Origin of the sequence: Coleofasciculus sp. G3-WIS-01, from assembly GCF_040223135.1 — a bacterium.
Taxonomy (GTDB): Bacteria; Cyanobacteriota; Cyanobacteriia; order Cyanobacteriales; family Coleofasciculaceae; genus Coleofasciculus.
The window spans coordinates 19,259-39,335 of record NZ_JAVJZI010000236.1; the positions used below are offsets into that span (position 1 = coordinate 19,259).

Here is a 20,077-nt window from a genome sequence, read left to right on the forward strand (position 1 = left end):
TTCGTCTGTAGGGGCGGGTTTCTCTACTATCATTTCTTACTTCATCCAGAAGTAAATAAACCCGCCCTCTTGGACAAATGACAAAAGCTATGACTGAAAACATCGAAGGTGCGATCGCGTTACACTGAGAATCTGGATTAATCCTCGGTCAATAGTCCTGCCGAGGCAATCTAAGGTTATCCAATACTTCATCTAATCTTTCCTTAAATGCTGTAAGACTAGGCATATCTATAATGTTGCTAATATCTAGGTTGCCTTGATCAATCTCATCATTCAGTAACTCTCTTGTTGCTGGTTTACCCAGATGCTGCTCTAACTGTTTTTTCAAGGACTTCGGCGAATCATCATTACCTGACTCATTTTCAAGGGGCTGACAATTGTGATAACGCTCACGCAATGCACACAAAATCCAAGCTTCAGACTTGGGTTTGGGAATCATTGGAACACCATTTAAAATTGCTTCAGCTTCAAAGCCATTCAACACAGATTGATATTTATCTTGCCATTCTCCTCGATCAGAGCTTGCAGTACCGTCTGCATCTCTAAACAAAACTGGTATGACTATTGTCTCAAGCTTACTACTCTCTTCCTTTGCTAATTCCTTAGCTAATTCCTTAGCTAATAAAGCTAAAGCTCTGGCATTTTGATAGAAATACCCTGTTTCTTTCTTGTGCTTTTTTCCTTTTTTAGAAAGAGGCTTAAGCTGACTTTTGGCTATATCAGCTAATTCCGTTTTGGAAACAATTTTATAACACTTTATCTCAATTAAGGAGTAATTGCTACGTCGAATGACCCAATGATCAATAAACTTAGTCATGAGACCAATTTCATGCTGATCGCCTATATCAGATGCTCCTTCTCCACTGAGTAGTAAAAACACAGCCAACGTACCTCTGACTAATTAGTTTGTTTTAGGCTACTAATTTCTTGATCCAGTTGAGTTAATAAGGTATCCTCATAAACTTCCCCTGGACCCATAACCGTTAATTTCTCTCGCATAGAAGGAATATCAAAGAGTCGCACAGCTTGTGTCGAGCCATTTTGCGTTTTGTATAGGTAAATTACACCGGCAATGGCAATATCATCTTCGAGATAATTCAAAATCATCGGACTATGGGTTGTAACCAGCACTTGTGGAGGAGATTGAACTAAGCTATCAACGAGAAACTCAATAAGTTCCGGATTAATACCATTCTCTATTTCATCAAGCAACAAAAAACTTTGCTCTTTAGACAGTTGCGCCAAAATCGCCAGCATACGCAAAAAGCCATCAGCTACATGGCGTGCTTCTGTCTTTAATAGAGTCTTTTTAAATTCCTCTTCAACTAGAAGTCTTTTCCAGCCAAAACGCAGTTTTTCTACATCAATTTTTTTGATTGTTGGATAAACTTTAGTCATTCTTTGTTTAATATCGTCTCGTTTGGCTTCCCCTATTTCATAGAGAAAGGCTGAAAGACGTTCACCACCCAATCCTAAACTATTGGTTGCCTCTCGTGTCCGCTGTCTTAACAACTCAGGAGCCAAAAGATCTAATGCATTTATTTCTTCAAAAAACTTCTTGAGTTCAAGGGTTTGTGTGGTTAATTGAGATTCTTTAATCTGTGATAGTAATGAGCCTTGATAATCAAATGTGATAGTTCCAGATAATTTCTTCTCCCGCTCTTGCTTAGTCAAAGCCCAGATATTATATTTTCCATCTTCTACTTTCAGAATTAAATTATTATTCCAATCTATACGTTCAGCGGTACAACGCAATGTTGTCCGGTTAAAGCTGGCAGACCATTTAACCTCAAAATTTTTATTATGGAGAAGACAAGCTTCAAAATCAATATTATTTTTTCGAGTTAACTTTGAATTAATATCAGAGGCTTCCCACTGCCGTTTTTTTAACCAATCGTCTAGATCCCCTTTAACCTGTTGAGATAAAAAATCAAAGAATTGTAATACTGTTGATTTGCCTGAACCATTCAGTCCAACTAAACAGTTAAATTTGGCTAAAGATAAATTAAAGTCAACGAGGGATTTGAAGTTCTCAACTCTTAGGCGTGTAATTCTCATGTCTATGTATTTTTCTGACATTAAAGAGAAGTATTCAGTTCATTTTATATTTTAGATAACCTAGTAACAACAAATGAATTTGAGGGAAAATCACGTAAAAATTCGTATACCCACCCACCTAATACTTAACGTGAATGGTACTAATTTAAGGAAAATGGCACGCTTCTTAAGGGTTTGTAGTCAGCTAGAATTTTTAGCGCTAAAGCGCAACTACGAACCTAGCTTATATCAGTGACATTTCCATCACGTCATAATCTGCTGTGCTACTTTTTTAATTTCTAGGCTTAAAGGATGACTGGGAAAGCGGATACAAAAGACATCGCCACTAGCGAGTTGAATCATTTCTTCCGATAAGGGTAAAATCCCCGCGACTTTAGCCTGATAGGTTTTTGTCATATCTTGCTCTAATGCCTTAAAATCTAGCGATTCATGGGCTTTATTCACCATCAGCAGTAGCTTAGGCACTTGCAACTTCCGCGCCACATCGACGGTTACAGCCGTTCCTTGAAAGTCCTGACGGTCTGGACGTAGAATAATTAACAATACGTCAGAGATAGTGATAGACAGTAGGGTTTCTTCATTCAGACCGGGGTGAGTATCAATGAAGAGATAGTCTAGCTTTAAGGCTGAAATTAAGTCCTCAAAACCGTCAATTAACATATTGACATCGTACCCTTCTCGCAAAATCCGGGTAATCTCTCCCATGCGAATACTGGAGGGAATCAAATAGAGTTTGCTATTGATTTTGCGGTTTTCTCCCAGGATAGAACTGACATCATACGCCGCATCTTGAATTTGACAACGCCCCCATAAGTAATCATTTAGGGCATTTTTCATTTTGTTCTCATCAAAGCCGAAAAGAACGTGAATTCCTGGAGACTGGATATCAGTATCAACAATACCGACTCGATATCCAGCTTTAGCGACAGTCGCAGCTAGATTCGCTGTAGCATTTGATTTGCCGGTACCACCACGGAATGAGTGAATCGACACAATTTCCGACATTTTATACCTCTAGGATGTCGATTAGTTTTGACCCAACGCTAGGCTCAGGGAACCTGGTGTTTGTGTAGGGGCGGGTTTTACTACTATCGTTTCTGATTAACCCAGATGTGACTAAACCCGCCCGAACCGATTTGTGTAGGGGCGGGTTTTACTACTAATCATTTCTGATTAACCCAGATGTGACTAAACCCGCCCAAACCGATTTGTGTAGGGGCGGGTTTTACTACTATCGTTTCTGATTAACCCAGATGTGACTAAACCCGCCCTGGCTAAGTTTTGAGTTGATCTATCTTAACTCGACTCGTTCACACCTTAGTGCGGTCAGTTAAAATTTCGTATCCATCTGTTGTCACTAACACAGTATGCTCAAACTGAGCAGATAGGGCATTATCGACGGTTACGGCTGTCCAACGATCAGATAAGATACGGGTAAACTTAGAACCTGCATTAATAATGGGTTCAATTGCCAGAGTCATCCCTTCCCGTAACTTAACATTGGCCATTTGCCGAGTGCGGAAGTGAAATACAGAGGGTTCTTCGTGCAAGTTGCGTCCCACGCCATGACCTGTGAAATCTTCCACCACAGTAAAACCATTAGCGTTCACATGATCTTCGATCGCGCCCGCAATGTCAATCAGGTAGTTCCCCGCTTTCACCTGTTCGATTCCTTTGTACAGCGATGCTTCTGCGACTTCGATTAACTTAGCAGCGTTGGGTTTAACATTACCCACGGCAATGGTAATACAGGAGTCGCCATGGAAGCCTTCATAGTAAGCCCCGGTGTCAACTTTCAGCACATCCCCAGCCCGAATCACCTTTTTGCGACTGGGAATTCCATGCACCACTTCGTTGTTGAGACAGGAACAGATTGAAGCGGGGAAGCCGTGGTATCCTTTAAAACTGGGGGTTGCTCCCATCTCGCGGATGCGTTTTTCCGCATAAGCATCCAAATCCGCTGTAGTCATTCCCGGTTTAACCTGTTCAGTAATTTCTTTGAGAACAGTGGCGACTATTTTAGATGCCTGCCGCATAATGGTAAGTTCAGACTCGGATTTAATTTCTATGCCCCGACGTTGTTTTTTCGGACGGGATTGCTGGGCGGGTTTGGAAAGCAGGTTACTAAGAATATTCATGTAAACGATGAAACCGAGAATGGGTGAGCTTGACTTGGAGATCCCCTCGCCTTTCCCTACACTGCGGGAAAGCCTGCTGGCAAAAGGGGGATTTTCAGGTTTCAATTCCCCGATGTTGCCGATTAAATGAGTTTCTGTAGGCTGGGCAAGGGTGATCCGGCGACAAAGTTTTATCTTATCATTGATTATCCCGGCTCCAGCTTATTTGCCAGATATCGTGTTAATCAACCCTTTGAATTTGATAAACAGTCTACAACCCCACCTATAGGGGCACAGCACTGGTGCCCCTACTCCAGACCCCTATCACCTCTGTGTCCTCTGTGTCTCTGTGGTTTGTCCGCGTTTTTTCTCCTGACCCAATAAATTATGGTTCAATCCTTACCCAAAACAATAAACTTCGCTGAATTCATCCAGTGGAAGCCAGACAATAAACGCTATGAACTTCATGATGGAGCAATTGTTGAAATGCCACAGCCGACTGGGGAACATGAAGATGTTGTGGGATTTTTAGCCGAAAAGCTGACATTAGAATATGTTCGCCTCAAGCGTCGCTATTCTATTCCAAAAACGGCGCTGGTGAAATCAGCCTCAAGTGAATCGGCTTATTCGCCAGATATCTTATTAATCAACCGTTTGAACTTGAGCAACGAACCGTTGTGGAAAAAAGAATCGACTTTGACTCTGGGAGAATCAATCCCTTTAGTCATTGAAGTGGTTAGCCGTAATTGGCGGGATGATTACTACAAAAAATATGGAGAGTACGAAGGGATAGGAATTGCTGAGTATTGGATTGTCGATTATTTGGCTATGGGTGGTCGTAAATTTATTGGTAATCCGAAACAACCAACGATTTCTATTTATATTTTAGTCGATGGAGAATACCAAATTAGTCAATTTCGAGGCAATGACTCTATCCAGTCGGTTGCTTTCCCAGACTTAAATTTAACTGCTGAAGAAATATTTAAGTCAGTTAGTCGTTAGTTCAAGTAGGTTGGGTTGAGGAACGAAACCCAACAGGTTAACCTTAGAGTTGGGTTACTCTACCCTTCGGGTTCTCCTAGGCGAGTAGGAGACGCCTAATAGTGGCGTGGCACAGCTAAAATTGTGGGATAGATTTGTAGATTTTATGGGCGCACGCCATGGGGCCCTACAGTTTCTGGATGTAATTCTAATTCATTAAATTCGGAATCAAGGATTACTGTTCTATTTGATCAATTAAATCAAGTAAAAATTAAAACCAAAACCTTCTCCAAAGCATAATCATAATGTCACACTCAAGAAACCTGACGTTTCACCGGAAATCTAGAAACCTATATGGGGGCGGGTTTAGTTATATCTGGGTGCAACCGAAAAGATAGTCGTCAAACCCGCCCCTACACACAGAGGCGCCTTGTCTCGAAGGTTGTGAAGGGTCAAAAATCAGGCTACCATAACCCTATTACAACCCAGCTAAGTTTAACTACATTCCTCTCAATCAAAAAACTCCGATAAAAAAGGATAAATAACCAATGACATCCGTTCAATCTCCCACGCCGAAATATAACGGCTTATACTGTCAATCTCCCGACGGGAATTCCCTAGTTTTTCCGCTCAAGCATACCGAGGTTGATGCTAAAATTGCTGGGAACCTGTCACGAGTTGAAGTTACTCAGCGATTTGAGAACCCGTTCACCCAACCGTTAGAAGCCGTTTATGTCTTCCCTTTACCCGATGAAGCCGCCGTGGATGACATGGAAATTCAAATCGGCGATCGCACGATTAAAGGAACCATTAAAAAACGCGAAGAAGCCCAACAGATTTACGCACAAGCCAAACAAGAAGGGCGCACAGCCGGATTACTCGAACAAGAACGCGATAATATCTTTACCCAATCCCTGGCTAATATCAAACCCGGTGAACAAATTGATGTCACGATTCGCTACACCAATAGCTTGAACTTTGAACAAGGGGACTATGAATTCGTCTTCCCCATGGTGATAGGACCCCGATATATTCCCGGTACAGCTATTGATGATAGTGACGATACCGATGAAGTCCCTGATGCATCCAGAATTACACCGCCTATTGTACCAGAAGGAATGCGTTCTGCACATGATATCAGCGTTACGGTGGAAATTGATGCAGGTGTACCGACTCAAAATGTCCATTCACCCTCTCATCAGTTGCAGATAGAAACTCAGGGAGAAATTGTCCGGGTACAACTGCGCGGTGATGATACCATTCCCAATAAAGACTTAATCCTAAGATATCAAGTCGCGGGAGACAATACCCAAGCCACAGTCTTAACCCAATCTGATGAACGGGGCGGACATTTTGCCCTTTATTTTATCCCCGCCTTAGACTATCGCCCTGATGAAATTGTCCCCAAGGATATGGTGTTTCTCATGGACACATCCGGTTCCCAACAAGGCGCACCCTTGCACAAATGTCAAGAACTAATACGACGCTTTATTAATGGGTTAAATCCTAAGGATACATTCACGATTCTTGACTTTTCCCATACCGTCCGCCATTTATCCCAAACCCCCCTCGCCAATACACCCGAAAATCGAGCATTAGCCATCAATTATATTAATCAATTACATGCCAGTGGCGCAACCGAAATGCTCAGTGGGATTCGGGCGGCGATTAATGTTCCAGCACCAGAGGGGCGGTTGCGAAGTGTAGTTTTGCTTAGTGATGGTTATATTGGTAATGAGACTCAAATTTTAGCCGAAGTGCAGCAGGAACTTAAACCCGGAAATCGTTTATATAGTTTCGGGGCGGGGAGTTCAGTTAACCGCTTTTTACTCAATCGCATTGCTGAAATAGGACGCGGAATTTGCCGGATTATTCGTCACGATGAACCGACGGAAAAAGTAGTGGAAAAGTTTTTCCGGTCAATTAATAATCCCGTCTTAACGACAATTGAAATAAACTGGGAAGGGACAGGAGAATCCCCAGAGATTTACCCTGCAGTCGCCCCCGATTTATTTGCCCAACAGCCTTTGGTGCTATTTGGACGAAAGCGCGATCGCATCGCGGGTGATTTACAGATTAATGGTACTACCGCAGACGGTGAACGCTATGAAAAGACATTTCACCTCAATTTTAGCGAAACTGGAAATCCAGCCATTGCTCAGTTATGGGGGCGGGCACGGATTAAAAACTTGATGAATCAAATGGTTACTTATGAAACTAAATTGGGAGTTGAGGCGGTAACGGATACGGCGTTAACCTATCAATTATTGTGCCAATATACGGCGTTTGTTGCCGTTAGTGATGATGTGCGGGTAGAACCGGAAAGCCAATCGGTTTCCATGAATGTTCCTGTAGAAATGGCAGAGGATGTTAGTTATCGAGGTGTTTTTGGTGCAACAGCACCTCGTCGTGCACTGTCAATTCAATCAAAACGGCGAGCCTATTCAGCCAGGAAGCCAAATAGGGTGATTGAAAGTGCCTCATCAGATGAATGGGAGCGTATTGAGGATAGGGTGCTTGAAATTGAAAGTCTCTCTATTTCGGATGCCTTATCAGATGAATGGGAGAGTTTTTATTCGATGCCAGAACAAGGAAATAAAAACCCAATTTTACCGACATCTCCATCCCCAGGAAGTGTAAGCAAAGGTATTAATGAAGTTCCGAAAAACTTAGGTCAAAATCATTCGCATTCAGCCGCTAAAAATACTCAGTTGGAAGTGGTTAGTGTCACCGGATTGGATCAAACTGAAACCCTATCTCTGACCCAGTATTTGCAACGAGTGAATTTTCCCTCTAATTTGAGTGGTGAAATCGTTTTCGAGTTTACTCTAAGCAAAGGGCGCGTGGGGCGGATTGTGTTAGATGAGGAGGCTTCAACCTTGAAAACGGTAAAGGTGATTGAGTTAATTAAGCGAAATTTGATCAAGTGGCGTCCTTCTAAAGCGGTTAATAACACCGTAGTGTTAAGGTTACGGATTCAGTCGTAAGATTTAGCTGAATTTTCATTTTCCGTCAGCCTCAGCATCCGCCAAGAACTCAAGTTCTTGGCTTATAGCTCAAGTCCATTAAAATGGACTAAAACTAAGATATTGCACCTATTAAGTTTTAGCTGAATAATCTTGCTTCGGAAGTCGCACAAATTTTTTCGGATGATACAATCTAAACAAGATCAGACATATATACCGACTCATATCAAATCCGGTTGAGTATTATTCCAACTGTAAAAATTTATCCAACGCCATCACCATAGCGGGGGGCCAACGGCGGATATTTTTCACCCAATCGATGTCTTTATAACGCTGATCTAACCCAATAGCAGCAACCCAATTACTCTCGGCTTCCCCCGGATTCCCATTAGCCCATAAGGCGGCGGTGAGTGCAGCGCGGACATCGGGAAATTGGGGATATTTGCGGATCAGCTTGCGGAATTCTAAGATAGCTTCTTTTGTCTCGCCAATTTGATAAAGGGCGAGGGCGTGGTTAGCCCGGGCGAAGGCAAAATTAGGGGATAAATCAATGGCTTTCTGGTAATATGCGATCGCGGCTTCCCATTCTCCCTTTCCCGCGTTAGCGTTTCCTAGGTTATTGTACGCCATCGCGTCATCGGGGTTAATCTGCAATACCCGCTGATAATCTGCGATCGCATGATCCCATTCTCCTTGTCCTTCATAAGCTGTACCCCGGTTCAAATAAGGATCGGCGGCGTCGGGCGCTAACTGAATCGATTGATTAAAATCTGCGATCGCTTCGTCTAATTTATTCTGACTGACTCTGGTATTTCCCCGATTACTCCAGCCTACAGGATTATCGGGTAACAGTTCAATCAGTTGCGTCCAATACTCTTCAGCTATGGTGAACTCACCGAGTTCTGTCGCCGTAAACGCTTTTTGCCGTAATTCGTTGAGCCGCTCAATCTGAGCCTGGGTTAAATCAGGGATTTGGGCTTGTGCCATCACCGATGGCGTTATCCACAATCCAGAGCATACCAGCACTAGCACTGTACCGAATAAACTGACAATCCAACGTTTCATGAGAATGTTCAAATCACAGGGGCTATTAGATCACTGTACAAGCAATCTGCTTCCTTTTACCCGGAGTACCGGAAAGAACTCTTAAACTATTTGAATAGTAGGTGGGGTGTCGGGTGTGGTTGTCAATATCTTTATTGATTTCTCACGCACTCTTCACAAACACGCTACTGAAACAGTTCGCCGCCTCTGTAAAAAGGAACATACCCCAATAAACTGATAGTCTTTCTCAACAAACCCTGATCATCTGAAGACTATCTCCCTAAGGGGAATTGGGTAAATCGAATTGAGAAAATGCGAATGAGTTATCAAGAAATCCGCTGGTGGACAATCGCTGTGTTAGAGATTGCTATACTGGTGAGTTCGCCGTTCTTAATCCGTATATTTTCCCACTTGCCATAATTTTGACGCCAAATAACCATCGGGTAGAATCTGGGCGAGGACAGGGTAATAAGAGATAGAGAGAAATGTGGCGATCGCTCGAACCCCTCCTAGATTCTGCAAGCCCCAACTGTAGCGGTTTTGATTGATTCTTAACCTAGCCTTCTCTTCGATTTTAGAGGGAGAAAATGCCTACGATTACATTCATGTCTTGTCGGAGATGTCGGAGCTTTCGGATTTGTCGGGGCTGTAGGGGCTGTAGGGGCGAGTCGCTGAACTATCGTTACGGGGAAAACCATTAACTAATGAGGAGTTTGAGGAGCTATAAGTCCCACGCCATAATCTTTGACGCAAGCGTTGGGATGCCTTCACTCCTCAAGTCAATCGAGGGGTTCGATACCCCGGAAATTGACATTTACCACTTAAAATAGATGTGGTAGAATCTAATTATGCTTCTCAACTACACCTACCGAATTAAGCCCGATCAACAACAAACCCAACTCCTCGATGAGTGGTTGGAAACGTTGCGGGTGTCCTACAATTACGCTTTGAGAGAACTCAAGGATTGGATAGCTTCTAGAAAGTGTCCAATAGATAGGTGTAGCTTGGAGTCTGAGTACATCATGAGTGCGGATTACCCTTTTCCCAGCTACCACCAGCAACAAAACAATCTGCCTAAAGCTAAAAAGGAATTCCCGCGACTTAAATCAGTTCCCTCTCAAGTTTTGCAAACCAACATTAGAAGTCTGCATGACGCTTGGGACTTCTTTAGACAAAGAGGGTATGGTTTCCCTCGCTTCAAGAAAGTGGGACATAAGAAGTCGCTGCTATTCCCGCAATTCAAGAGTAACCCAATAACAGGCTGGCATATCCAACTCCCGAAGTTAGGGAAGGTGGAAATTAATTTGCATCGCCCTATTCCTGATGGCTTTATAGTCAAACAAGTACGGGTTGTTAAAAAGGCAATGGGATGGTTTGTTGTGATCACCTTGTACTCAGACATTGAGATTCCAAAAACCTTCCCTCATGGTCATGCTATTGGGGTTGATGTGGGACTGCTCTGTTACCTGGCAACCAGTGACGGCTTTGTTGAGCCTGGGCGCAAATTCTTCAAAACCGAACACCGTCGGCTGAAAGTGCTACAACGTCGGTTGGCAAAGAAAAAAAAGCGCTCTAAAAATTATGAGAAAGCCAGGAGAAAGGTAGAGAAACAGCATAACCACATCGCTTTTAAACGGAAGGATTATCAATTTAAGCTTGCTCATAAACTTTGTGATATAGCGGATACTATCTTTGTTGAAGATATTGATTTCCGCATTATGGCAAAGGGTTTTTTAGGCAAGCATACAATTGACGCAGGTTTTGGTCAATTTCGCTCTATTCTTAAGTTTGTCGGCAACAAACGAGGGGTATTTGTTGGAGAAGTAGACCATCGGGGAACTTCTCAAACTTGCCCAAATTGCCGAGTTGAGGTTAGGAAGGAACTCTCAGACCGAATTCATTACTGTCCTGAGTGCCGTTATGAAGTAGATAGAGATATCGCTTCTGCTCAAGAAATTTGTAATCGTGGAATCGAAACGTATCCAGGGACTCTGGAGAAGCAAGAAATTGGCTCTCAAGTCGAGGTGTCGGGGGCTATGTGCCTAGATAACTGGCGTAGGGGAGCAATGCCCAATTGTGAGGTTGGGAAGCCGACGATGTAATCTTTGATTGATCGTCGGAGGATGTCACTCACTATGAACGAACGGTATGAAACAGGGCGTTCTGGGTGAGCTAGGCAATAAACGGTTCGGCATTTAAACCTGAATGTCAAGAATTGCTCTCATCCTTGGTGTGGGAGCATATTGCTCGCTACTAATACCAAATTTAAATGCATAACAGCTTAACCAACCAATTTTAGATTTTAGCCTTTTGAATGAACTAAAATCTAAAATTTATTGTTCAACAGAGCCATCAGCTTACCAGCTTAATCCCTTTCACATCAGCATCCATGAGGTAGACTTTACTTAACTTTGCCCCTCTCAAGTCAGCACCTCTGAGGTTCACTCGGCTCAATTTGACCCCCCTCAAATCAGTAGATCTTAAGTCAGCATCCGTCAAATCAGCACCTTTAAGATCTGCATTTCTCAAATCTGCACCCCTGAGATCCGCACCGATTAGATCAGCCGCTAGCAAGTCAGCACCACTTAGCTGAGCGCGGGTCAATTTCGCATAGCTGAGGTTGGCTAAGCTGAGGTCTGCACCATTGAGATTAGCACCCTGAAGGTTTGCTTCACTTAAATCAGCACCACTTAGGTCAGTTCCTTCTAGGATAGCACCTCTAAGGTTAGCCCCCACTAGATCCTTGCCACTTAGGTCTTTGCCACTTAGATTAATATTCACAAGCTTTTTCGTTGTTTTGTAATACACGGCTTGTCTTTAATTGTTATTCATCATTAGGTGTATATTTCATCAGCCATCTGTCGTAAATGGCTTCAGTAAAATTGCTGAATATTTTGGATCTGGGGTGAATTGGGTGGCTGAAGTTCACAAATTGACAATGTATAATGACCTCTCCTTAAAAGAAGAGGATTGAAATTAAGGAAAATCTTTTTTAATTTCTTCGTAAACGAAGAGGTCTTAGACCCAATTAATCAATTGTCAATTATCAATTATTAATTATCCATTGATAATTTTTTTTAATCACATTAATCAGGAGAGAGTCGCCAGCTTAGCGGTCATTCAGACGGCTGATCACTAATCGAGACATCTTTGATTTTACGTGACTCCAACCAAATTGAAACTCCTATCCAACCAATCACCAACAGCAGTACTGCGATGCCAAACTTCGCCATCCAAGAGACCAAAGTTTCTAAAGGAATAATCCGTCCGACAAAGAAGGATAAACTCACCATTACGGATGCCCACACAGCAGCCCCCGCTAGGTTACACAAGATAAATTGAGAGTAGGGCATTTCTGCAATTCCTGCCATGGGTCCGGCAAAAATGCGTAGGAGTGCCACAAATCGCCCAAAAAACACCGCTCTAGCGGCATTTTCACTAAATTGCCGCTTGACTTCTACCAGCTGGGGTTCTGGAATGCGAAAGAAACCTCCTAATCGCAATAAGAATGACCAACCCCCTATTTTGCCAATCCAATACCCACAATTATCACCCAGGACGGCTCCAGTAATGGCACTTGCCAGTACAAACCAATAATTGAGTTCACCACTTCCCGCTAAGAAACCACCCACCAGGGTAATGGTTTCACCAGGGAGGGGAACTCCAGTATTTTCTAAGGCAATACCCGAGAAAATGACCCAATAGCCGTACTCATGTGCCAGTTCCTGGATTGTCTCCAGTGATAATAGCTCAAAAGACATCCAGTAAACCCTTTACAAAAATTTATCCCTTATCACATTTTGACGTAATCTGGCAAATTGTGTCAACGTATTCGCGGGAGTCCTCACCCTCAACTCTCGTAGGGTGAGGAGGGATAGCGGGATGCCGGAAGAATGGAGGCATCCAACTCTTTTCTCACGCTACGCATAAGCCGTTATTCCTCCTGATTAACTCGACTTTACTGGGGGCAAATTGTCCAATTCGTTTCCAGGTGTAGTCGCAAACGGAAACTTTCTGAGTCTTTTTGGTATCGGTAAACCCGCCAACGTAGCCAATGTAGACAATCCCTGCTTTTTCTGATCTGACCCAATCACCAATCCTCACTCCAAAGGGGGTGATTGTCCCACCCTTACGCTTCCTTATCCCCGACTTATCCGGGACTTCAAAGTGTAATTGGCGGCGGAAGAATCCATACTCTTTCCCCCGCTTCACCGCACCAGGACGTGTGATGATTTTAAACGGGGAAGGGGTCACGTTAACGCTACCCTTGTGGGTGTAACCATGTAGAGACGCCCTGCCAGTAAACGGGACATATTTGACAAAATACCCGCAAGCCAGTGTCACCCCATCAACTGCATGAGTTTCCGGTTTGGCTATGGACTTGTTAGCCAAGTCCTTCTCTAACCCTAGTTGGGTTCGGAGTTGGGATGTACCATTCCCATCCTTTTGCCAACCGTGTCGGACATAGACAGGGGCAATTTTTTCCATTTGGGATATTGCCCAATTCTGACCCACCATGACCGGAGAGAAGCCCTTACCCGATTTGGCACGTTGGCGTTTAGTCTGGTCTACATCGGCTCTAACCCGTTCATACCCAATCGCTGTTACCGGAAAGATAGCCGCTAATTCGGTAACTGTCCGTAACTCCAACTGCCGGGAGGCTTTAATGGATGGGGGTATTTTGTGACCTTTGCGATTATCGAACCTGCATTGGCGGTGGTTACGTTGCTTGAATGGAACATCTCGGTTAATCCGTCTAGAACGGCGAGACCGTCGTAACATGGCGCGGGTTTCCATCCGTTTTTTGACCCGCCCAAACGGAAGGATAAGATGCAGTTGTAGCAGGGTACATTTAGCGGACTGGACACCGACACCGGAGTAGGACTTACCCGGATCGACTCCTACCGCGATTGGTTGTACTTCCTCAGCCGATGGTGGTGTGGTGAGTTGGACATAGTAAACTCCCAGGTCTGACCATTTCCCCACTGCTTTACCTTCGGACACCCACCGTCTAGCCCTAGAGGGTTTGGTAGGCATTAAAGGTTTTCCTTTTTTGTTAACTACTGGAACACGATACATAGAGATAATCCACTCGTGTAAATGTTTGTGTCTCTTCAGGCATTGGTAAGGGGGTGTCCTGGAGTTAGAGGGTGTCTAGAGATTCCTAGACCTACATCTAATCCGAACTAGAGAAGCGTTCGGAAGTGGTTATCCCCTACCAACTCATGCCCTATTCATGACTTCCTGGCAGGTTCCCTCTGCCAATCCCTACCCTCAACGAAGTAGGGTAGGGTTCATGAACTCGAACAGGACTTACGCACTCAGGGTGTCGGGTGTAGCCTTGGTAGGTGCGTTATGCTTGCTAACGCACGATGGCGGCGTGGCACACCTAATTTGATAGATTAGCTTGTAGTAAAGGATGCGAGCCCTATCTTTTGTTGGGTTTCGTTCCTCAACCCAACCTACAATCTATACCACCATTTTAGTTTGGTCACGCCACTACCCAAAAGCGAAGTTGTTTTGATACAACTGCTTAAGTTGGCACCAACTCACCCGGACGCAGTTTTGCCCATTTGCCCTTTTCTTCCTTAAAGCTGTTACATCCGACTACATCCCATTCCATCTCCACAAAATCCTCTTGAGGACGGATGTTGACATTGATGGTTGGTTCAATCGGCTCAAAATCTGGCATTTCCGTCAGATGGGGTTGCTCATGCTGGGTTTCCACCGCATTATAGGTGGTGCATCGGTCTACATAGTGGCAGTTAACGCAAATACACATTGCCCAAACTCCAAGTCCTTTTTGTTAGCCTAACTCAGACAAGCCATAGATTGACCACTATTTAGGTTGATTTTTTGATTTGTCTGATGTCTGATGTCCTTTGTCCGCCAGTATTCGTTACTTAAGATGAACTCTGACTTATCTGTTCTGTCTCCTGAAACCTTTCCCTTCAGCTTAGAGTGGTTATCACCTCAAGCCTGTTTAGTCGGTGGGGCGGTACGAGATGCGTTGCTGGGACGACAGGCTGACTATTTGGACTTGGACTTTGTTGTTCCAACTGACGCGGTGAAAATCGCACGAGAGCTGGCAAGTCATTATCAAGCTGGGTTTGTGGTGCTAGATGAGGCGCGACAGATTGCCAGAGTCGTTTTTGATACCGCAACCGTTGATATCGCTCAACAGGAAGGGGAAAGCCTAGAGACTGACCTGTATCGACGTGATTTTACCATTAATGCGATCGCGTATAATCCCCATAGCCGCCAAATCATTGACCCCTTGCAGGGTGTAGCCGATTGCCGTGCAGGGATTATCCGCATGGTATCCCCGGCGAATCTCCAGGATGATCCCTTACGATTACTTCGAGCCTATCGCCAAGCTGCTCAACTGGGTTTTACGATAGAACCGACGACTCAATCCACAATTCGCCAATTTGCTCCCTTACTGGCAAAAATGGCAGCCGAACGGGTACAGGTAGAGTTGAACTACCTACTCCAATTTCCACAAGGAACACCTTGGCTTACCGCCGCTTGGCAGGATCAATTACTTCACCACTGGTTCAGTCATGGGAATGCACAGAATTTAGCCCAAATCGCGACAACTGACAACGCCGCGATTGTTCTGGCTCAAAGGTGGCACAGATTAGGCAGCCAACTGGAAACCCCCGTGAGTGGCAAGTCCTTATCGTGGCTGAGTTTAGCCAAATTGACAAACCTGTTACCCTCTACGGTTGCAGCAGCCGAAGCCCAACTTTTACGGTTAAAGTATAGCCGCGCCGAAATTCGGGCGGTGCTGATTATGATTCAATATTTACCCCAACTTTTATCTCATGTTACCTCGCCAATGACCTTAAGACATCAGTATTTTTTCTTTCAAAATGTCGGGTCAGTTTTCCCCGCTTTAGCCGTTCTAGCCGTCGCCGCAGGACTATCTGTTGATCAAATAGCTCCCTTGATTAATCGTTATCTAACCCCTGAGGATCAAGTAGCTCATCCGACTCCGTTAGTAACCGGTCATGATTTGATGCAACAGTTGCAGTTACCGCCTAGTCCTCAAATTGGACAGTTACTCACACAGATTCAAATCGCCAGGATTGAAGGCAAGGTTTCAACTCGTGACGAGGCGTTAGCATTTGCCACCCAGTTGATAACTTAGAACGAATCGGGACAATTCATGAATTGCCCCGAAAGATAGCTAACTGACTAACTTTAAACCGTGACGCCGTTCGCTACCCTCCTCAACGCTACTCGTAACAGCCTGCTGATTTGACTGTAATGCCTGTCGCATGGAGATAATCTGTGCCATCATTTGTTCGAGTTGATGGTCAATTTTCTCGACTTCTGAGGTTGTTGTTGATAATGACGGTTGTGCATTCTGGGCTGAGGTATTACCGAAGACGGCTTGAGCTGACGCTAAGGATGCGGCGAGTGCTTGCATCGAGTTGGCTTGAGCCGAGGTAATTGATGAGTCACTCATCACCTGCGGTTCCACTTGCGGTTGCGCCTCAATCACATCCACCGATGCTGAATCCGAATTCGGCGATACCTGTTGCTCTAATCGGGTTTGCAAAGACACTTCTGTCTCTGGGGCTTCTGATTCGAGAGACAGAAGTGTCTGAATGTCTGGGAGGGGCGTTGTACTGGTCGATTGGGTTGTCTGTTTATCCAACCAGTTTTGTAGCCCAGAAGCATCCAACTGGGATTGTGAGCTTCTGATTTTGTCTAGCAGTTTTTGCTTGTCTTCTAGATTTTGGGCTAATTTTGCCAGTTCTTGTTCAACTTCAGCCGATTTCCGGGAAGACTTTTGCCACCCCATCATCGCCACACTCGTTAGTCCTACGCCTGCGCTTAATAAACCTGCCACTCCTAGATATTGAGGTGCAAATTCTTTCAATTCGCCAAAAAAAATCGGTTCTTCTTGAACTTGAATTGTCACCGGCTTGGAGCCGAACAGATTGAGGGGTAGGGTCAAGGCGGCAAATACGGTTGCTGAAATTGCCACGGGTGTGAGAATGAATTTTAGGGCAGTCGCACTGGTCGTCATTGGTAGTTCCCTCTAAAAATTACCTGCGTTTGTTGTGATACTCCTGGAGTATCAACCGTATTCAACGGTTTTGCAGATTACCCCTGTCTGTGAATAGACGGCTTCAACAAGGAGTATAAACTTGTAGCGCACCTGATTTAAAGAGCTATTCGTTGGAACCGTCTAAAATTCACCTGATAGATGAAGGTTGTCTGTCTTTAACTGAGTTTGCTCTTTCTGTTACTTAATTTAATCTAAATTTCGATGATTGTATATAAAGCTTTCATGAAGAATTTTATCCGGGGATAAATACATAATGAATTTATTTATCAGGAGAGAAAAATTTATATATTCTTTCTCCTTGAAAATCTGTTGGTTTTTGCCAATTTATGGCTTGTGAGTGATGACGTCATCGGGCAAGGAAAGTTGCCGCAATTGTTGATTAATATTAAGCGCTGCGGCGAATCCCGACTTCATGGCACTTTCAATTAAATTATTCCCACACCAATCGCCACAACAGACGAGGGGTAAAGGTGCTGTTGTCACAAGGCAATCTTGATGGGCGGGAGTTCGGGGAAAGGCATAGCGCCAGCGATGCACTTGGAACCAATCCGGGGACTTGAGCCAAGGAACGAGTAATTGAGCCGCATGAGCAAGTAATTGTTGACCCGCCCCTTGTAAATCGGGAGAATCTAGATAATGTTGAGCAAACTTAGCTGTACTATGAAGCACATAAATCGGTGAAGTTGCATCAGAACGTTTGCTGCTGTCTAAACCAATCCAGGCTAAATTATCATCTGGAGAACATTTTATCGAGTATGAGTTTAATGGGGGTTGTTGGGGGCTCGCATAACCCGCCATGACACTGAGACAGGGGTCAAATTTAACTGCCTGTAGACTTTCTATGAAATTTGAGGAGAACACCCTCTGAACCAAGGGTTCGAGTACCGTTAAGGCTTGGGGGGCGGGAATCGCCATAACGACTGCAGATGCGGTCAACTGGTTGTGTGTCTGGTCAGGTGTATGGTAGGTAATATGCCAGGTTTGTTCAGGGGTAGGCGCGATCGCATGGACGCGACAGGAGAACCAGATATCTAAACCCTGAGCCAAATATTTGGCAACGGCGGTGATTCCGTTGGGGGCGATATACCGAGAAGATGGGTATTCAGACTCATCTTGATTATCCCTCCAGAGGTGAAGGATGCCGCGATCGCACAATGTCTGAATCAGTTGCTGTGATAACTTACCCTTAGCCAAGAGAAACGGCACACCATGATCAACCGGAGTTCCCTGAATGCGCCGAGTCGCCACTCGCCCACCAACGCCACGAGACTTTTCTAACACAACGACTCGATACCCAGCTTGGTACAATTGTTGAGCGCAGATTAGTCCTGCCATACCTGCACCGATAATCGCAATATCAAACACTACAGATTCTCCTGTCCGGTTGAAGTTAAGTATACAGGTAGAATAGAGAGCAGTAGGGTTTATAGGGGTTGGAGGGTAGACCATTGGATGAACTCAGAAGCGCCTTAGAACTGGCAACGGAAGACGAATTACAGCAACTGACACAAATTTTGTTCCGTCGTCAGTTTAATCCTCTAGACTATATTCAAACTCCTGAACCCATCGAGGTTCAAAGTCAAGATCGGCAGGCGTGGTTGGATGCTCTAGAGCAACGGTTTCGCTTTTTAGCCGCCGATGGGGTGACGGTACTTAAGGGACGCACGAAGGACTTTACCTACCGACAAGCGCTGATTCAGGTTTGCCGTTACCTGAAGATCCCTTATTCCAAAAAACTATCAACCACGGATATCGAGGAAGAAATATTTCTTAACCTGATGAGTCGCGCCTGGAAAAAATTACCTCCCGCTGAACAAAAATCGATTACTGTGCAGGTAAAGCGCTCATTAGCCCAGTCGAATCAATCCCAACCCTTACCGGCGCATATCCAGCACAATCCGATGGATTTGTTGATTAAGGGCGGTTCGGCGTTAGCCGTGTCTTCTATTGTTAAGCCGATTATTCTCAAACAGGTGGCGCGTCAGTTTGCCATCCATTTTGCCCGGTATCAAGTGGCAAAACAAGCAGCGGTTCAGGGAGGTGCAGCGGCGGCGACTCAGTTTCAGAATTATCTGGTGCTGCAAACGGCGAAGCGGGGAATGGCAGCGAATGCAGCGCGTTATGGGGCAACTCGCACCTTATTTGCCTTCGCAGGACCGGTATTGTGGGGCTATTTTTTTGCCGACTTAGGCTGGCGTGCGATCGCGACAAATTACGGTCGGATTATCCCAACTATCTTAGCGTTAGCCCAAATTCGCCTGCTGCGGAGCGAATGTTGGGAACCGGTTTAGCTTAGCCTCGTTCCCAGGCTCTGCCTCGTTCCCAGGCTCTGCCTGGGAATGCTCCCCTGGAGGCTCTGCCTCCCATTTCATAAAAGCTTACATTTGTTTAATAAATAGAATATTTAGCATAAACAGTCATATTCCATCAGAAGCGGTTCATGCGGGATTGCAACCACTGTATAAGCAAGAAACTGGCTGCACTTAATGGCGTGAAAATTTACGCCTTGGAGGATTTGTAAGGTATTCGCAACAAACGCAGATACAAGAAGCTCAACATGTGGATATCTTCTTGGAGCTTCTATCAGCTTGAGCAGTTCTTGACTTACAAAGCTGAAGCAAAAGGTAATCAAGTTGGTTATGTAGAGGCCCGATTCACAGCTCAGAAGTGCAGCCGTTGCAATCAGCGTCACAGCACAAATCGGCATAAGTCGAGATTCCACTGTAAGACTTGTGGATTTAAGGCTCACGCCGATATCAATGCATCCATGAATACCGAAGCCATCCGCCCCGGTGGATTCCCCTGGGCTTCTAATACCCAACCCAACA

At 44.6% G+C, this 20,077-nt stretch carries 18 protein-coding genes; 6 read left to right on the top strand and 12 right to left on the bottom strand.

Annotated features, from left to right (window positions below; translation table 11 throughout):
- Window positions 1–148: 148 nt before the first annotated feature.
- The 4 genes from RIM23_RS23940 to map form a co-directional block, all read right to left on the bottom strand.
- A complete protein-coding gene (locus RIM23_RS23940) occupies window positions 149–880 on the bottom strand; it encodes a hypothetical protein (protein WP_446370028.1) in 732 nt (243 codons plus the stop codon).
- 17 nt (window positions 881–897) lie between these two features.
- Entirely contained in the window at window positions 898–2,058 is a 1,161-nt protein-coding gene (locus RIM23_RS23945) for an AAA family ATPase (RefSeq protein WP_446369988.1), read from the bottom strand.
- A 243-nt stretch (window positions 2,059–2,301) separates the two neighbouring features.
- Window positions 2,302–3,063, bottom strand: a complete 762-nt coding sequence (locus tag RIM23_RS23950) for a MinD/ParA family ATP-binding protein (protein WP_446369990.1) — start codon at window positions 3,061–3,063, stop codon at window positions 2,302–2,304.
- A 305-nt stretch (window positions 3,064–3,368) separates the two neighbouring features.
- Complete coding sequence (map, locus tag RIM23_RS23955) at window positions 3,369–4,196, bottom strand: type I methionyl aminopeptidase (protein ID WP_446369992.1); 828 nt, start codon at window positions 4,194–4,196, stop codon at window positions 3,369–3,371.
- A 366-nt stretch (window positions 4,197–4,562) separates the two neighbouring features.
- Between map and RIM23_RS23960 the strand changes: the two genes are divergently transcribed.
- Both RIM23_RS23960 and RIM23_RS23965 read left to right on the top strand, forming a co-directional pair.
- The gene (locus RIM23_RS23960; RefSeq protein ID WP_446369994.1) at window positions 4,563–5,177 is read left to right on the top strand and encodes a Uma2 family endonuclease; all 615 of its coding nucleotides are present in this window, start codon (window positions 4,563–4,565) and stop codon (window positions 5,175–5,177) included.
- A 527-nt stretch (window positions 5,178–5,704) separates the two neighbouring features.
- Window positions 5,705–8,143, top strand: coding sequence for a VIT domain-containing protein (locus tag RIM23_RS23965; RefSeq protein WP_446369996.1), 2,439 nt, complete (start codon window positions 5,705–5,707; stop codon window positions 8,141–8,143).
- A 222-nt stretch (window positions 8,144–8,365) separates the two neighbouring features.
- Here the strand turns inward: RIM23_RS23965 and RIM23_RS23970 are convergent, their stop codons facing one another.
- Complete coding sequence (locus RIM23_RS23970) at window positions 8,366–9,187, bottom strand: tetratricopeptide repeat protein (protein WP_446369998.1); 822 nt, start codon at window positions 9,185–9,187, stop codon at window positions 8,366–8,368.
- A gap of 369 nt (window positions 9,188–9,556) precedes the next feature.
- Complete coding sequence (locus RIM23_RS23975) at window positions 9,557–9,688, bottom strand: hypothetical protein (RefSeq protein ID WP_446370000.1); 132 nt, start codon at window positions 9,686–9,688, stop codon at window positions 9,557–9,559.
- Between the two features lie 326 nt (window positions 9,689–10,014).
- On the opposite strand from RIM23_RS23975, the gene RIM23_RS23980 reads away from it, so the two are divergent.
- A complete protein-coding gene (locus tag RIM23_RS23980; RefSeq protein WP_446370002.1) occupies window positions 10,015–11,268 on the top strand; it encodes an RNA-guided endonuclease InsQ/TnpB family protein in 1,254 nt (417 codons plus the stop codon).
- 250 nt (window positions 11,269–11,518) lie between these two features.
- Here RIM23_RS23980 and RIM23_RS23985 read toward each other — a convergent pair whose 3' ends face one another.
- From RIM23_RS23985 to RIM23_RS24000, 4 genes are all read right to left on the bottom strand, one after another.
- Window positions 11,519–11,947 (bottom strand): pentapeptide repeat-containing protein, encoded by a 429-nt coding sequence (locus RIM23_RS23985; RefSeq protein WP_446370005.1) that lies wholly within the window; start codon window positions 11,945–11,947, stop codon window positions 11,519–11,521.
- 335 nt (window positions 11,948–12,282) lie between these two features.
- On the bottom strand, window positions 12,283–12,927 hold the full coding sequence (locus RIM23_RS23990) for a DedA family protein (RefSeq protein ID WP_446370007.1): 645 nt from the start codon (window positions 12,925–12,927) through the stop codon (window positions 12,283–12,285).
- A 154-nt stretch (window positions 12,928–13,081) separates the two neighbouring features.
- Entirely contained in the window at window positions 13,082–14,245 is a 1,164-nt protein-coding gene (locus RIM23_RS23995; protein ID WP_446370009.1) for an RRXRR domain-containing protein, read from the bottom strand.
- 454 nt (window positions 14,246–14,699) lie between these two features.
- The gene (locus RIM23_RS24000) at window positions 14,700–14,948 is read right to left on the bottom strand and encodes a Ycf34 family protein (RefSeq protein WP_446334717.1); all 249 of its coding nucleotides are present in this window, start codon (window positions 14,946–14,948) and stop codon (window positions 14,700–14,702) included.
- Between the two features lie 126 nt (window positions 14,949–15,074).
- Here RIM23_RS24000 and RIM23_RS24005 point away from each other — a divergent pair, with 126 nt between their 5' ends.
- Window positions 15,075–16,319, top strand: a complete 1,245-nt coding sequence (locus RIM23_RS24005; protein ID WP_446370011.1) for a CCA tRNA nucleotidyltransferase — start codon at window positions 15,075–15,077, stop codon at window positions 16,317–16,319.
- 39 nt (window positions 16,320–16,358) lie between these two features.
- Here the strand turns inward: RIM23_RS24005 and RIM23_RS24010 are convergent, their stop codons facing one another.
- Together RIM23_RS24010 and RIM23_RS24015 are read right to left on the bottom strand one after the other, a co-directional pair.
- Complete coding sequence (locus tag RIM23_RS24010) at window positions 16,359–17,207, bottom strand: hypothetical protein (protein ID WP_446370013.1); 849 nt, start codon at window positions 17,205–17,207, stop codon at window positions 16,359–16,361.
- 366 nt (window positions 17,208–17,573) lie between these two features.
- On the bottom strand, window positions 17,574–18,614 hold the full coding sequence (locus RIM23_RS24015) for an NAD(P)/FAD-dependent oxidoreductase (RefSeq protein WP_446370015.1): 1,041 nt from the start codon (window positions 18,612–18,614) through the stop codon (window positions 17,574–17,576).
- 83 nt (window positions 18,615–18,697) lie between these two features.
- Between RIM23_RS24015 and RIM23_RS24020 the strand changes: the two genes are divergently transcribed.
- Complete coding sequence (locus RIM23_RS24020; RefSeq protein ID WP_446370017.1) at window positions 18,698–19,540, top strand: YaaW family protein; 843 nt, start codon at window positions 18,698–18,700, stop codon at window positions 19,538–19,540.
- Between the two features lie 266 nt (window positions 19,541–19,806).
- The coding region (locus tag RIM23_RS24025) for a zinc ribbon domain-containing protein (protein WP_446370019.1) at window positions 19,807–20,077 on the top strand (271 nt) is incomplete at its 3' end.